Genomic DNA, 12,853 nt, shown 5'->3' with positions numbered 1-12,853 from the left:
CTGGGCCGTTTCAATCCGCTGACGCCAACCACTGGCCGAGGGTCAGCCGGTCCCGACCACCATAATCCTGTATTCCACGGATACTGGAAAAGCTTCGCTCCCGAAACAGGGCCGCCACGGATTCTGCCTGATCATAGCCATGCTCCACCAACAGCCAGCCGCCTTCAACCAGCCAGTCCGGCGCCTGCTCCACGATCAATTTCAGGTCATCCAGGCCATCGGGGCCCGAGACCAGGGCAGAGGCAGGTTCGAAGCGCACATCGCCAAGGACCAGATGTTCATCTTGCTCCGGTATATAGGGGGGATTGGAGACAATCAGATCAAATCGCTGCGGCTGCAGCCCGGCATACCAGGCGCTTTCAACCACGGTGACAGACAACCCCAAATCCCGAGCGTTCTCCCGGGCCAGATCCACCGCCCCGGCGACTGCATCACTGGCGACAATTTGCCAATCCGGGCGTTCACTGGCCAGGGCCAGGGCAATGGCACCGGTTCCGGTGCCCAGATCCAAAACCCGGGCATCCCCGGGCAACGGCAGTGCGAGGGCGGCTTCCACCAGGCTTTCCGTGTCGGGTCGGGGAATCAGAGTTGAGGCCGAGACTTTCAGGGGCAGCGACCAGAATTCCTGGTGTCCCAACAGGTGTGCAACCGGGCGACCGGCCTCCCGCTCCCGAACCAGGGCCTCGAACGCCTCCGCCTGATCTGCCGGAATTGACTGCTCCGGCCAGGCCCGGAAGCGGGTCCGGCTCAAGCCGGTGACATGGCTGAGCAGAAGCTCGGCGTCCAGCCTCGGCGAATCGCCACCAATCCGTACAGAGGCAGCCTGCAGGAGGGTCTCGCAGGTCAGTGAGGGTTCACTGGTCATCGGCAAGCGAGGCCAGCAACTCGGCCTGGTGCTCCTGCTGCAGAGGCACCACCACCGCATCCAGATCCCCGGCGATCACCTCATCCAGCTTGTAGAGCGTGAGGTTGATACGATGATCGGTCACCCGGCCCTGGGGGAAGTTGTAGGTGCGGATCCGCTCGGAACGGTCGCCACTGCCCACCAGGCTCTTGCGGGTCTCGGCCATGGATTTCTGCTGGCGCTCGTTCTCGGCATTCTGCAGCCGCGATGCCAGCAGACTCAGTGCCTTGGCCCGGTTCTTGTGTTGGGAGCGCTCTTCCTGGCACTCCACTACGATGCCCGTGGGCAGATGGGTGATGCGGATCGCCGAATCAGTCTTGTTAACGTGCTGACCACCGGCCCCGGAAGCCCGGAAGGTGTCCACCCGCAAGTCGGCCTTGTTGATCTCGATGGCCTCGGCCTCGTCGGCTTCCGGCATCACCGCCACGGTACAGGCGGAGGTGTGGATCCGGCCCTGGGATTCGGTTTCGGGCACCCGCTGCACGCGATGGGCGCCCGACTCGAACTTGAGAGTGCCATACACACCGTCGCCGGCCACCCGGGCGATGAGTTCCTTGTAGCCCCCGTGTTCACCCTCGCTCTCGCTCAGCACCTCCACCTGCCAGCGTCGGCGCTCGGCATAGCGACAGTACATGCGGAACAGGTCACCGGCAAAAATCGCGGCCTCGTCGCCGCCGGTTCCGGCACGGATTTCCAGGAACACGTTCTTGCCGTCGTTCGGGTCCTTTGGCAGCATCAGTCGCTGGAGCTCCTCGTCCAGCTCTTCACTCTTCTGCCGGGCCAGAGCCAGTTCCTCCTCGGCCATCTCGCGCATGTCGGCGTCGCCGTCCTTGGCCAGTTCCCGGGCCGCTTCGATGTCGCTGAGCGAGCTGCGCCAGGCCTCGAAGCACTGAACGATGGGTTCAATCTCGGCAAACTCCCGGGAAAGGTCCCGGAACTTGTCCTGCTGGGCAATGATGGAGGAATCACTGAGCAACGCGCTGACTTCCTCGAAGCGGTCTGTCAGTTGCTCGAGGCGGGATTGGATCGATGGCTTCATAGTTTTTCCGGAGTGGTCGTCGCGTCCGCGTCCAGTGCATCCAGCTGGTGCAATTCACGCAGCCACTCTGTCACCTCGGTTCGACCTTCGGTTGTGGCCTTGCGAACCTGAACCGAGGGTTCGTGCAGAAGCTTGTTGGTCAGGCCCCGCGCCAGACTGCGCAACACGGTTTCGGGGTCACCGCCGTTGCGCAGGGCTCTCAGGGCTTTATCGGTTTCGTTGTCGCGCAGCAGTTCCGCACGCTGCCGGAACTGCTTGAGGGTGGAAACAGCATCCAGGGCCCGGAGCTGATTGAGGAAATCCTGAACCCCTGCAGCCACCAGGTTTTCCGCTTCCCGGGCCGCGCCCTCACGGGAGCGGATGTTCTCTTCAATCACCTGGCGCAGGTCGTCAACGGTGTACAGGTACACATCGGCAAGCGAACCCACCTCGGGCTCGATATCCCGGGGTACTGCAATATCCACCATGAAATAGGGCCGGTGCTTGCGCCGCTTCAAGGCACGCTCAACGGCGCCCTTGCCCAGAATGGGCAGAGGACTGGCGGTGGAGGAGATGATGATATCCACATCCGGCAGGTGCTCCGGGATTTCGGACAGCACAATGCCTTTGCCGCCGCGTGATTCCGCCAGCGCCTGCGCGCGCTCAAGGGTACGGTTGGCCACCAGAAAGTCGCGGACGCCGGCATCGGCCAGATGACGAGCCACCAGCTCGATGGTCTTGCCAGCACCGATCAGCAGCGCCTTGTTGCGGGACATGTCGGCAAAAATGTGGTGCGCCATGCTCACCGCCGCGTAGGCGACTGATACCGGATTCTCGCCGATGGCTGTCTGGGTTCGCACCCGCTTGGCCACCGAAAACGTATGCTCAAACAGACGTGACAGGAAGGAGCCACTGGCCCCATGTTCCCGCGCCAAGGCATAAGCGTCTTTTAGCTGCCCCAGAATCTGGGGCTCACCCAAAACCATGGAATCCAGCCCGGCCGCCACACGCATCATGTGCCTCACGGCATCACCATCCCGATGCATGTAGAGCGCTTCTTCAAGCTCGGCCGCCTCAAGACCGTGGAAGCCTGCCAGCCACCGAAGCACCATGGGCGCACAGTCGTCATCGCCCGCCAGGTAGAGCTCGGTACGATTGCAGGTGGACAGGATGGCCGACTCGCTGGCGCCGGAGGTCGCGCGCAGCTCGGCAAACGCCTCGGCCATACGCTCAGGCGTGAACGCCACCCGTTCCCGAAGCTCTACGGGGGCGGTGCGATGATTGATGCCGAGCGTTAAAAGTGCCATGGGCGGGATGTACGACCTTTTACCGGAAAGATGTCAAAACCTTCACAATGCCTGCCATTTTAACGATCAGAAGGCCTTGCTGCCACCTGAAAGCTCGGACGCTTCGGCAAGTGCGGACAGGTTGGGCAAGATCAAACGCTTATGCCATTATAGGGGCTCGGCCTGAGCCCGAACCTTATCTATCCCGGTTCCACAGGTGGGGCGGCTATTCTGACGCGTTTTTCGACAGATCATGGGAAGTTGCATGCATAAATCCGTACCCTTGTTCCTCACCTCCCTTTTTGGCCTGACCCTGGCGGGTTGTGCAAGCCTGAACGGCACCGATGAGCCACCCGCCCCGGAGCCGGCGAACGCCAAGGCTGAGCAGAGCAAGTCGCCTGCACCCATTGAATACGCCGACTTCGAGCCGGAAACCCTCTACCTGCTGCTCTCTGCCGAAATTGCGGCCCAGCGGGGCCGCTTCGATATCACTCTGGTGAACTACCTCAATGCCGCCAAACAGTCCCGGGACCTGGGCGTTATTGAACGGGCCATGCGCATTGCCCAATCGCTGAACGGGGACAACGCCCAGAAGCAACTGGCGGAGCTGTGGCTTGAGGTGGATCCGGACAACCTGCAGGCCCACCGCATTTCCGCCATCCAGGCCGTCAAGGGCAGCGACCTCCAGACCGCCATGCACCACATGGAACAGATCATGAACCAGGGCGGCGATGCGGATTTCGACAGCCTTGCAGCCATGGCCAGCAACCTTCCAGAGGAGAACCAGCAGGAACTGCTCTCACTCTATAAGGAGATGGCGGACCGTCACCCCGACACGCCGGAACTCGAATACAGCATTGCCCTTCTGCTGAAGGTGACCGGTCAACCCCGGAAAGCCCTGGAACAACTGGAACCCCTGCTTGAGGAGAACCGCAATTTCCAGCCCGGCATCATCCTCAAGGGGGATCTGCTTTACCAGACCGGACAGGAGAATAAGGCACTCGATTACCTGCTCACCAACACCCGGCGGTTTCCCGCCAACCGCCAGATGGGCACCCTGTATGGCCGCATGCTGATCAACGAGGGTGAGCTGCAGGCGGCGCAGGACGAGTTCGCCCGGCTGGTAACACGCTATCCCGACACTCCGGGCCTGCGCCTTTCCCACGCCCTGGTGGCCCTGGAAAACGGGCAAACCCAACTGGCCCGTGAGGAACTGACCCGCCTGCTGGAACAGGGCCACCACGTGAGCGAGGCCAACTATTACCTGGGGCGCATTGAGGACCAGGCAGGCAATACCGAGCAGGCCATCGGGTATTACCAGAGCGTGGAGGAAGGCAACTACTATTTCCCCGCACTGGCCCGTGCAAGCGCCTTGCTGGCCGAGAACGGCCAGCTTGAACAAGCCATCGACCGGATTCACCGGTTGCGCGAGGCCAACCCCCGGCAGGCCGAGAACTTCTGGCTGCTCGAAGTGAACCTGCTATTGGATGAGAAACAGCAGCAGGAAGCCCTGACCACTGCAACCGAAGCCCTTGAGCAGTATCCGGACAACATCGAGATCCGTTACGCCCGCGCCATGCTCTACGACACACTGGGCCAGACCGCCGAAGCGGAGTCGGATCTGCGCCGCATCATTGAGCAGGAACCGCAGAACGCCGTGGCCCTGAACGCCCTCGGCTACATCCTGACCACGCGCACTGACCGCCTCCGGGAAGCCCGGGGGTATATCGAAGAGGCCCTCAAACTGGATCCGGACAACCCGGCCATTCTGGACAGCATGGGCTGGGTCCTGTTCCTGGAAGGTCGACTGGATGCTGCTCTGGACTACCTGGCCCGGGCCTGGGATGCCTACCCGGATCCGGAAGTGGCGGCCCATTACGGGGAGGCCCTCTGGATGAGCGGGGCCGAGGACCAGGCCCGGATTATCTGGCAGGAAGGCCTGGAGCAGGACCGCAGTCACGAGGTCCTGCGGGAGACCATTGACCGCCTGACCAACGGTAGCGAGCTGCAATGAGCCTGATCCGCTCACTGGCGGCCGCGGCACTGGCCGTCACGCTCGGCGCCTGCACCAGCATTCAGGTTGAACCCCTGCCGGAAGGCATGACCGACCAGCCGCCGGCAGAGTGGGCGGCCCGATCTGCCCGCTTGGCGCAACTGGACCAGTGGGAACTGAGCGGCAAACTGGCGGTGCGCCAGCCCTCGGACAGCGGCACGGCGATTATTAACCACTGGATCCAGGATGGAGAGGCCTACGACCTGGCCCTGTCCTCCTCCTTCCTCGGCATGGGCAGCACCACCCTCAGAGGCGTCCCCGGATTCATTGAACTCACCCTTGCCAATGGTGAAACCTACCGTTCATCCGAACCCGAAGCGCTGGTAGCCGCCGCCACCGGCTGGCAACTGCCCCTGGACGACCTCGTCTGGTGGATTCGCGGCCTGCCCTCCCCGGCCAGCGACTACCGGCTGCTGTTCGAAGAACAGGGCAGACTGGCAATGATCCGTCAGGCCGGCTGGGAGATCCGTTACGACCGCTGGCAGCCCTTCCTGGCAGACTATCCGGAGCTGCCGGCCCGGATTACCGCGCTCAAGGACGACAAAAGGGTGCGGGTGGTGATCAGCGACTGGCAGGAGCAGGCGCCGTGACGCCGGATCTGGTCCTGCCCTCGCCAGCCAAGCTGAACCTGTTCCTGCACATTGTCGGTCGCCGGTCGGACGGCTATCACGAGCTCCAGACGCTGTTCCAGTTCCTCGACTACGGTGATGAACTTGGCTTTACGCTGACCCCGGAACAGCCCGGGGTGCGACTGGCGGAACCCCTTACCGGCGTTCCCGACAACGACAATCTTGTTATCCGCGCCGCGCATGCCTTGATGAGGCAAGTCTCACCCTCCCTGACCGGAGTCACCATCCATGTGCGCAAGCGCTTGCCCATGGGCGGTGGCCTGGGCGGTGGCAGCTCCAATGCGGCCACCACCCTCCTCGGCCTCAATCATCTGTGGCAGCTGGGCCTCAATCTGGACCAGCTGGCCGACCTCGGCCTCAGCCTGGGTGCGGACGTACCGGTGTTTGTACGCGGCCATGCCGCCTTCGGAGAGGGTGTGGGCGAAAAGCTCACGGAGGCCCATCCACCGGAGGACTGGTTCGTGGTTCTCAAGCCTGCATGCAACATCAACACTGGCAAGATTTTTTCCGAGCAAGGGTTGACAAGGAACACCCCTAGAATCAAAATAGCGCCCGCTTTTGAGGGAGACGCCTCGAGGTACCGAAACGACTGTGAGGATGTAGTTCGCAAACTGTATCCTGAGGTTAACCAGAGCCTGGACTGGCTTTCACAATTCGGACCTGCAAGATTAACCGGAACCGGGGCTTGCATCTTTGGACGTTTCCCGACAGAATCCGCAGCCCGGATTATCTGGGAAAGCAAACCCTCCGGCGTCATGGGGTTCGTAGCTAAAGGGGTGAACATCTCACCTCTGCACAAAAAGCTAACAGAGCTGGAATGATGCCAAAAAAGCACGATACTGGGGTGTCGCCAAGTGGTAAGGCAACGGGTTTTGATCCCGTCATGCGCAGGTTCGAATCCTGCCACCCCAGCCACCTTTCTCCCGCTTCTTCTGAATCAAACGCCGATACTGAGAAGGATGCCGTCGTGTCCAAACTGATGATCTTCGCAGGCAACGCCAATCCTGAGCTCGCCCAGGCCATTGCCCGCAAACTCCACATTCCCATGGGTCAGGCCACTGTAGGCCGTTTCAGCGACGGAGAAACCACCGTCGAGATCAATGAGAATGTCCGCGGCCATGATGTCTTCATCATCCAGCCGACCTGCTACCCCACCAACGACAACCTGATGGAACTGATCGTGATGGCCGACGCGCTTCGTCGTGCCTCCGCCACACGGGTCACTGCGGTTATCCCCTACTACGGGTACGCCCGCCAGGACCGCCGGGTACGTTCCACCCGTGTTGCCATCAGCGCCAAGGTGGTCGCAGACATGATTTCCAGCATCGGCGTTGACCGGGTTCTGACCGTTGATCTGCACGCCGACCAGATCCAGGGTTTCTTCGACATTCCGGTGGACAACATCTACGCCACGCCGGTGATGCTTGAAGACATCTTCAAACAGCGTTTCGAGAATTTCGTAGTGGTCTCCCCCGACGTGGGCGGCGTGGTTCGCGCCCGGGCCGTGGCCAAACGCCTCGACGACGCCGATCTCGCCATCATCGACAAGCGTCGCCCGAAGGCCAACGTCTCCCAGGTCATGCACATCATCGGCGATGTGAAAGACAAGACCTGTATCCTGGTGGACGACATCATCGATACCGCCGGCACTCTGTGCAAGGCTGCCAACGCCCTGAAAGAGCACGGCGCCGCCCGGGTTGTTGCCTATATTACCCACCCGGTCCTCTCCGGCCCGGCCATTGACAACATCAATGCCTCACAGCTGGACGAACTGGTGGTGTGCGACACCATCCCACTGGGTGACAAAGCGAAGAATTGTGATAGAATCCGCGTCCTCGGAATGGCTGGACTGCTGGCGGAGTCCATTCGTCGCGTCAGCAATGAAGAGTCCATCAGCGCCATGTTCGAGAATGCCTGAGCGGCCTGCCGGCCCTAATATTTAGGCATAACAAGCAGTTACCGGGTCGGGAGCCTACACAGGCTCCCGACTCTTTTAGTCAGCCGGAAAAATCCGGCTTTTCGAGAACAGCATCCGGAGCCAGCCTGGTCGCGGGCCCTCCAGATGCCGATTGAGGTACATAGCATGTCTCAGGATTTTGTGATTGAAGCATTTCCTCGTGACGATCAGGGGAGAGGTGCGAGCCGCCGCCTGCGTCGCGAGGAGCGTAAAATTCCGGCCATCATCTATGGTGGCGGAAAAGACGCAACACCGGTTGCCATCTGGCACAACGAACTGAAAAAGGCCCTGGAAAACGAAGCCTTCTTCTCGCACATTCTGACCATCGAGCTTGGTGGCAAGAAGGAAAGTGTGATTCTGAAGGATCTGCAGCGTCACCCGTACAAGCCGATCCTGACCCACGCTGACTTCCTGCGCGTCGACAAGGACCATGAGATCCACGTGAACGTTCCGGTTCACTTCCTCAACGAGGAAGCCGCTCCGGCCGTGAAGCTTCAGGGTGGCGTAGTTTCCCACCAGATGACCGAAGTGGAAATCATCTGTCTGCCGCAAGATCTGCCCGAGTTCATCGAAGTGGATCTGATGGGCGTGGAAATGGATCAGGTGGTTCACCTGAGCGACCTGAAACTGCCCAAGGGCGTGCGTATTGCGGCTCTGCAGCAGGGCGAAGACCACGACCTGCCGGTTCTCTCCATCCACAAGCCCAAGGGCGCCAAGGCTGACGAAGCCGAAGAAGGCGACGAGGGCGAGGAAGGCGAAGACAAGGAGTAATCACTCCTGCGCGAACGGGAGCGACGGTAAATGGCACAGGATATCCTCATGGTGGTTGGCCTGGGAAACCCGGGCCCTGACTACGAGAATACCCGCCATAACGCCGGCGCCCTGTTCGTCGATGCTCTGGCCCGTAGCGCGGGCCAGACGCTCCGTCCGGAAAAGAAGTATCATGGGCTCTACGCCCGCATTCAGTGGCAGGGCCTGGACCTGCATCTGCTCAACCCCACCACGTTCATGAATCGCAGCGGCCTGGCCATCAAGGCCCTGGCAGACTTTTTCAAGATTGCCCCGCACCAGATTCTTATTGCCCACGACGAACTCGACCTGCCTCCTGGCACCGCCAAACTCAAGAAAGGCGGCGGCCACGGCGGACACAACGGTCTGCGCGACGCCATCGCCCATCTGGGTACCAACGAGTTCCAGAGGCTGCGCATTGGCATTGGCCATCCCGGCGACAGCCGAAAAGTCACCGGTTTTGTACTTGGCCGCCTGGGCAAACAGGAAACCGAAGAACTCAACGCCGTGATCGATGAAGTCCTGCGGGTACTGCCGGATGCAGCCAATGGCAAACTCCCGGCCGCCATGAACCGCCTGCACAGTTTCAAACCCGGGGTCTGACATTCCCCTTACTCGCTTACGCACCCCCACACCGGTATAATCCGCGCAAATTTTCAGCACCAGCAGAGGCATTCCATGGGATTTAACTGCGGCATCGTCGGCCTCCCCAACGTCGGCAAATCCACCCTGTTCAACGCATTGACCAAATCCGGCATTGGCGCGGAAAACTTCCCCTTCTGCACCATCGAACCCAACGCCGGGGTGGTGGCCATGCCCGACCCACGACTGAACAAGCTGGCCGAGATCGTCAAACCCCAGCGGGTCGTGCCCACCACCATGGAATTCGTGGACATCGCGGGTCTGGTGGCCGGCGCCTCCAAAGGTGAAGGCCTGGGTAACCAGTTTCTGGCCAACATCCGCCAGACCGACGCCATTGCCCACGTGGTACGCTGCTTCGAGGACGGCAACGTGATCCACGTGGCCAACAAAGTGGACCCGGCCTCGGATATCGACGTGATCAACACCGAGCTGGCCCTGGCCGACCTGGAAACCGTGGAGAAAGCCATCAAGCGGGTGCAGCGCGTCGCCAAGAGCGGCGACAAGGAAGCCAAGGCCCAGCTCGAGATGTTCGAGAAACTGCTGCCGGTTCTGAATGAAGGCAAGCCGGTGCGCAGCATGAACCTCGACAAGGACCAGATGGCCCTGATCCGCGAGCTGTGCCTGCTCACCGTCAAGCCCACCATGTACATTGCCAACGTCAACGAAGACGGCTTCGAGAACAATCCGCACCTGGACACCGTGCGCAAAATTGCCGAATCCGAAAACGCCGTGGTGGTGCCCATCTGCAACAAGCTGGAAGCCGAGATCTCGGAACTGGAAGACGATGAAAAAGCCATGTTCCTGGATGAAATGGGCATGGAAGAGCCGGGGTTGGATCGGGTGATCCGCGCCGGCTACAGCCTCCTGGGCCTGCAGACCTACTTCACCGCCGGCGTGAAAGAAGTGCGCGCCTGGACCGTGAAAATTGGCGCTACCGCCCCCCAGGCCGCCGGCGTCATCCACACCGACTTCGAGCGCGGCTTCATCCGTGCTGAAGTGGTCAGCTACGACGATTTCGTGCAGTTCAATGGCGAAGCCGGCGCCAAGGATGCCGGCAAGTGGCGCCTGGAAGGCAAGGACTACATCGTCCAGGACGGCGACGTTATTCACTTCCGCTTCAACGTGTAATTTTTCAGGAAAAACCAGCCCCAAGTCTTGACAGACTGGGCCCAAATACTGAAAATACGCGCCTCGTTTGGGGCGTTGCCCGAGACGAAATGGCAAGGTAGCTCAGTTGGTTAGAGCACAGCACTCATAATGCTGGGGTCGGCGGTTCGACTCCGCCCCTTGCTACCAGTATTCTGAAAAGCCCGTCGCGAAAGCGCCGGGCTTTTTTTGTGCCATTGACCCGTCCTGAAATACGTTGTCATCTGGAGATGCAGAGATGGACAACGTCACTCCCACCCGCAAGAAGCGCACGCAGCGTGATTACAACCTGGGCTTTAAATTAGCGGTTGTTGATCAGGTCGAAAAAGGCGAGCTCACCTATAAACAGGCCCAAAGGACCTACGGCATTCAAGGGCGCAGCACGGTTCTCACTTGGCTGCGCAAGCATGGTAGATTGGACTGGTCCCTGCCGAGGAACTCGCCCATGAACCGATCCCAGGAAACGCCCGAGCAGAAGATCAAGCGACTTGAAAAAGAGCTAGAAGATGAGCGTCTTCGCAATCTCCTGCTCAATGAGATGGTCGATATTATGGATCGGGAATACGGAGCCGGTCTGCGAAAAAAGTATTTATCCAAGGAGCGCGTACGCTGCAAGCAAAAGGCAAAGTAAGCCTGAGCAAAAGCTGCTCGCTCTTTGGAGTAACACGCCAGGCGGTTTATCAGCGTCTTCAGCGGCGGAGAAGGCGCCAAAGTGAGCTGGAGCCGGTTAAAGCGCTTGTGCAGCAGATTCGAAAACGATTGCCGCGACTGGGAACACGCAAGCTGTATTATCTGTTGCGCGAAGAATTTCAGGCCCTTGGCATCAAGCTGGGTCGAGATGGTTTGTTTGATTACCTGCGTCAGCACCAGTTACTGGTTCATCCGAAGAAAAACTATACGAAAACAACCGACAGCCGCCATTGGATGAGGAAGCATCCCAACCTGTTTGCAGGATGTGAGCTGCATCGTCCCGAGCAGGTCTTCGTGAGCGATATCACCTACGTCGAAACAGATGAGGGGGTGCATTATCTATCCCTGGTTACGGATGCCTTCTCACGCAAGATCATGGGCCATAACCTCAGTCACGAGATGAAAGCTTCCGATACCGTGGCCGCGCTGAACCAGGCCGTCCGTCATCGTATGACCGACCAACCCCTGATACATCATTCGGATCGAGGCATCCAATACTGCTCTTCTCTGTACCAAGGAGTGCTGCGGAAACATCAGATTCGGCCATCCATGACCGATGGGTATGATTGCTACCAGAATGCTCTTGCTGAGCGGATCAACGGCATCCTCAAGCAGGAGTTCCTGATCAATCGATGTCGAACCTTTGCCGAGTTGGGCGTACTGATCAAGGAGTCTGTTGATGCCTATAATACCTACAGGCCACACCTCAGCCTCGGCATGAAAACGCCACAAGAGGTACATGAAAAAGCCAGCACCCGAGGGGAGCTGGCTTCAACAAAAACCGTCAACGTATATTAGGACGGGTCACATACCGGCTCGGGAACGGATTCCATAGCGAGACCTCAAAGCCCCATGCCGTCGGCGCCCAACGGCTTCATTTCCGCGATGAACCGACACTCACGAACTGAACGCCTGATTTGATTGGCCAGATTGCTGCTGGCTCCTTCATGGGAAATGTAGAGTGACAGGTCGACCCAGGCAGCTGTTCGCTCGTAGTAGTCACCCTCAAAACCATCCATGTAATAATCAACGAGTACCCAGGGCAACACGACCACGTCCACGCGCCCACGGATCAGCATCTCAACGGCCTGCTCCCAATCCGAGACATGAATTACGCTCGGATCCTCTCCCCTCAAGAGCTGGTCGCCCACAAACCGACGGACGAATCCGTAGCGGAGACCACTCAGACTATCGAGTGGGGGCAGGTCTTCAACCAGCGGATAGACATACTCCGTCTGAAATAGCAGACCGCCAAAGTCTGCGTATTCATCCCGTCGCGATGTCTGGACCAGGGGCAAGCCGGCTGCGATTCCACCCTTGTCGAGCTGGTAGAGGATCTGGGCCAGTGGCATCTCGACGAATCGGAAATTGCCTTCCACGCGGCTGAACACGCATTCGTAGTAAGGCGAGAAGCGTCCTACCAGCTCACCCTCGGCGACGGCAATCTCGCGCTCAATGCCCTCAAAAACCCCGACCACATAAGGTGTCTCGGGATTCGCAAATGAAAGCTTGGAGGCAACAAGCAAGACGAGAAACAGGACTGGCTTCAAACGGGAAACTCGATCCATGATAAGACTCCACGGCATGCGTTCCTTACATGCACTACGAACACTCGGTCAGGACGTCTTACTGCGATTGACGATCATCCGTTGGCGTCCTGCACACAACTGTAGTTGCCCCACCAGTAATTTCCACTGCCCCGAAGAGGGTGATCCAGAGACAGCAAGAAATGGAACGTG

12 protein-coding genes and 2 tRNA genes are annotated in these 12,853 nt (G+C 59.7%); 10 read left to right on the top strand and 4 right to left on the bottom strand.

Translation table 11 applies throughout. From position 1 onward, the window contains the following. Positions 1–10: 10 nt before the first annotated feature. The 3 genes from prmC to hemA are packed head-to-tail and all read right to left on the bottom strand — an operon-like array spanning position 11 to position 3,229. On the bottom strand, positions 11–865 hold the full coding sequence (prmC, locus tag AC0J1C_RS04245) for a peptide chain release factor N(5)-glutamine methyltransferase (protein ID WP_473045739.1): 855 nt from the start codon (positions 863–865) through the stop codon (positions 11–13). Continuing rightward, entirely contained in the window at positions 855–1,943 is a 1,089-nt protein-coding gene (gene prfA / locus AC0J1C_RS04240; RefSeq protein WP_473045737.1) for a peptide chain release factor 1, read from the bottom strand. The genes prmC and prfA overlap by 11 nt, the downstream gene beginning before the upstream one ends. Next, positions 1,940–3,229, bottom strand: a complete 1,290-nt coding sequence (gene hemA / locus AC0J1C_RS04235; protein WP_473045736.1) for a glutamyl-tRNA reductase — start codon at positions 3,227–3,229, stop codon at positions 1,940–1,942. Before hemA ends, prfA begins: the two co-directional genes overlap by 4 nt. Positions 3,230–3,473: 244 nt before the next feature. On the opposite strand from hemA, the gene AC0J1C_RS04230 reads away from it, so the two are divergent. The 10 genes from AC0J1C_RS04230 (at position 3,474) to AC0J1C_RS04185 (ending at position 11,912) form a co-directional block, all read left to right on the top strand. Continuing rightward, positions 3,474–5,222, top strand: a complete 1,749-nt coding sequence (locus tag AC0J1C_RS04230; RefSeq protein WP_473045735.1) for a tetratricopeptide repeat protein — start codon at positions 3,474–3,476, stop codon at positions 5,220–5,222. Next, on the top strand, positions 5,219–5,851 hold the full coding sequence (gene lolB, locus AC0J1C_RS04225) for a lipoprotein insertase outer membrane protein LolB (RefSeq protein WP_473045734.1): 633 nt from the start codon (positions 5,219–5,221) through the stop codon (positions 5,849–5,851). Before AC0J1C_RS04230 ends, lolB begins: the two co-directional genes overlap by 4 nt. Next, positions 5,848–6,711 carry a 4-(cytidine 5'-diphospho)-2-C-methyl-D-erythritol kinase gene (gene ispE, locus AC0J1C_RS04220; RefSeq protein ID WP_473045733.1) on the top strand — a complete coding sequence of 288 codons (864 nt, stop codon included), beginning with the start codon at positions 5,848–5,850 and terminating at the stop codon, positions 6,709–6,711. The genes lolB and ispE overlap by 4 nt, the downstream gene beginning before the upstream one ends. Positions 6,712–6,730: 19 nt before the next feature. Then, positions 6,731–6,805: transfer RNA gene (locus AC0J1C_RS04215), tRNA-Gln, on the top strand. A 52-nt stretch (positions 6,806–6,857) separates the two neighbouring features. Further along, a complete protein-coding gene (locus tag AC0J1C_RS04210) occupies positions 6,858–7,808 on the top strand; it encodes a ribose-phosphate diphosphokinase (RefSeq protein WP_091991677.1) in 951 nt (316 codons plus the stop codon). Positions 7,809–7,973: 165 nt separating this feature from the next. Further along, positions 7,974–8,618, top strand: coding sequence for a 50S ribosomal protein L25/general stress protein Ctc (locus AC0J1C_RS04205; RefSeq protein WP_375191996.1), 645 nt, complete (start codon positions 7,974–7,976; stop codon positions 8,616–8,618). A gap of 30 nt (positions 8,619–8,648) precedes the next feature. Then, positions 8,649–9,239, top strand: coding sequence for an aminoacyl-tRNA hydrolase (pth, locus tag AC0J1C_RS04200; protein ID WP_375191995.1), 591 nt, complete (start codon positions 8,649–8,651; stop codon positions 9,237–9,239). A gap of 75 nt (positions 9,240–9,314) precedes the next feature. Further along, a complete protein-coding gene (ychF, locus tag AC0J1C_RS04195; RefSeq protein WP_091991681.1) occupies positions 9,315–10,406 on the top strand; it encodes a redox-regulated ATPase YchF in 1,092 nt (363 codons plus the stop codon). Between the two features lie 91 nt (positions 10,407–10,497). After that, positions 10,498–10,574 (top strand) — tRNA-Met (locus AC0J1C_RS04190). A gap of 88 nt (positions 10,575–10,662) precedes the next feature. Next, positions 10,663–11,912, top strand: a protein-coding gene (locus AC0J1C_RS04185) for an IS3 family transposase (RefSeq protein ID WP_473044084.1) whose coding sequence is annotated in 2 segments (ribosomal slippage) — positions 10,663–11,017 and positions 11,017–11,912 — 1,251 coding nt in all. Because the reading frame shifts where the segments join, the coding sequence is not laid out codon by codon here. A 44-nt stretch (positions 11,913–11,956) separates the two neighbouring features. On the opposite strand, the gene AC0J1C_RS04180 is transcribed toward AC0J1C_RS04185, so the two are convergent. Continuing rightward, positions 11,957–12,682 carry a hypothetical protein gene (locus AC0J1C_RS04180; protein ID WP_473045732.1) on the bottom strand — a complete coding sequence of 242 codons (726 nt, stop codon included), beginning with the start codon at positions 12,680–12,682 and terminating at the stop codon, positions 11,957–11,959. Positions 12,683–12,853 lie beyond the last annotated feature (171 nt).

This window comes from Marinobacter sp. E2 (assembly GCF_055755345.1).
Note: the sequence above shows the minus strand (reverse complement) of the source record. Positions and strands in the feature narration are given on the sequence as shown.

Bases quoted from the DNA above. Each gene is read 5' to 3' on its own strand.
- prmC (WP_473045739.1), bottom strand. From the start codon at position 865: ATGACCAGTGAACCCTCACTGACCTGCGAGACCCTCCTGCAGGCTGCC.
- prfA (WP_473045737.1), bottom strand. From the start codon at position 1,943: ATGAAGCCATCGATCCAATCCCGCCTCGAGCAACTGACAGACCGCTTC.
- hemA (WP_473045736.1), bottom strand. From the start codon at position 3,229: ATGGCACTTTTAACGCTCGGCATCAATCATCGCACCGCCCCCGTAGAG.
- AC0J1C_RS04230 (WP_473045735.1), top strand. From the start codon at position 3,474: ATGCATAAATCCGTACCCTTGTTCCTCACCTCCCTTTTTGGCCTGACC.
- lolB (WP_473045734.1), top strand. From the start codon at position 5,219: ATGAGCCTGATCCGCTCACTGGCGGCCGCGGCACTGGCCGTCACGCTC.
- AC0J1C_RS04205 (WP_375191996.1), top strand. From the start codon at position 7,974: ATGTCTCAGGATTTTGTGATTGAAGCATTTCCTCGTGACGATCAGGGG.
- pth (WP_375191995.1), top strand. From the start codon at position 8,649: ATGGCACAGGATATCCTCATGGTGGTTGGCCTGGGAAACCCGGGCCCT.
- ychF (WP_091991681.1), top strand. From the start codon at position 9,315: ATGGGATTTAACTGCGGCATCGTCGGCCTCCCCAACGTCGGCAAATCC.
- AC0J1C_RS04180 (WP_473045732.1), bottom strand. From the start codon at position 12,682: ATGGATCGAGTTTCCCGTTTGAAGCCAGTCCTGTTTCTCGTCTTGCTT.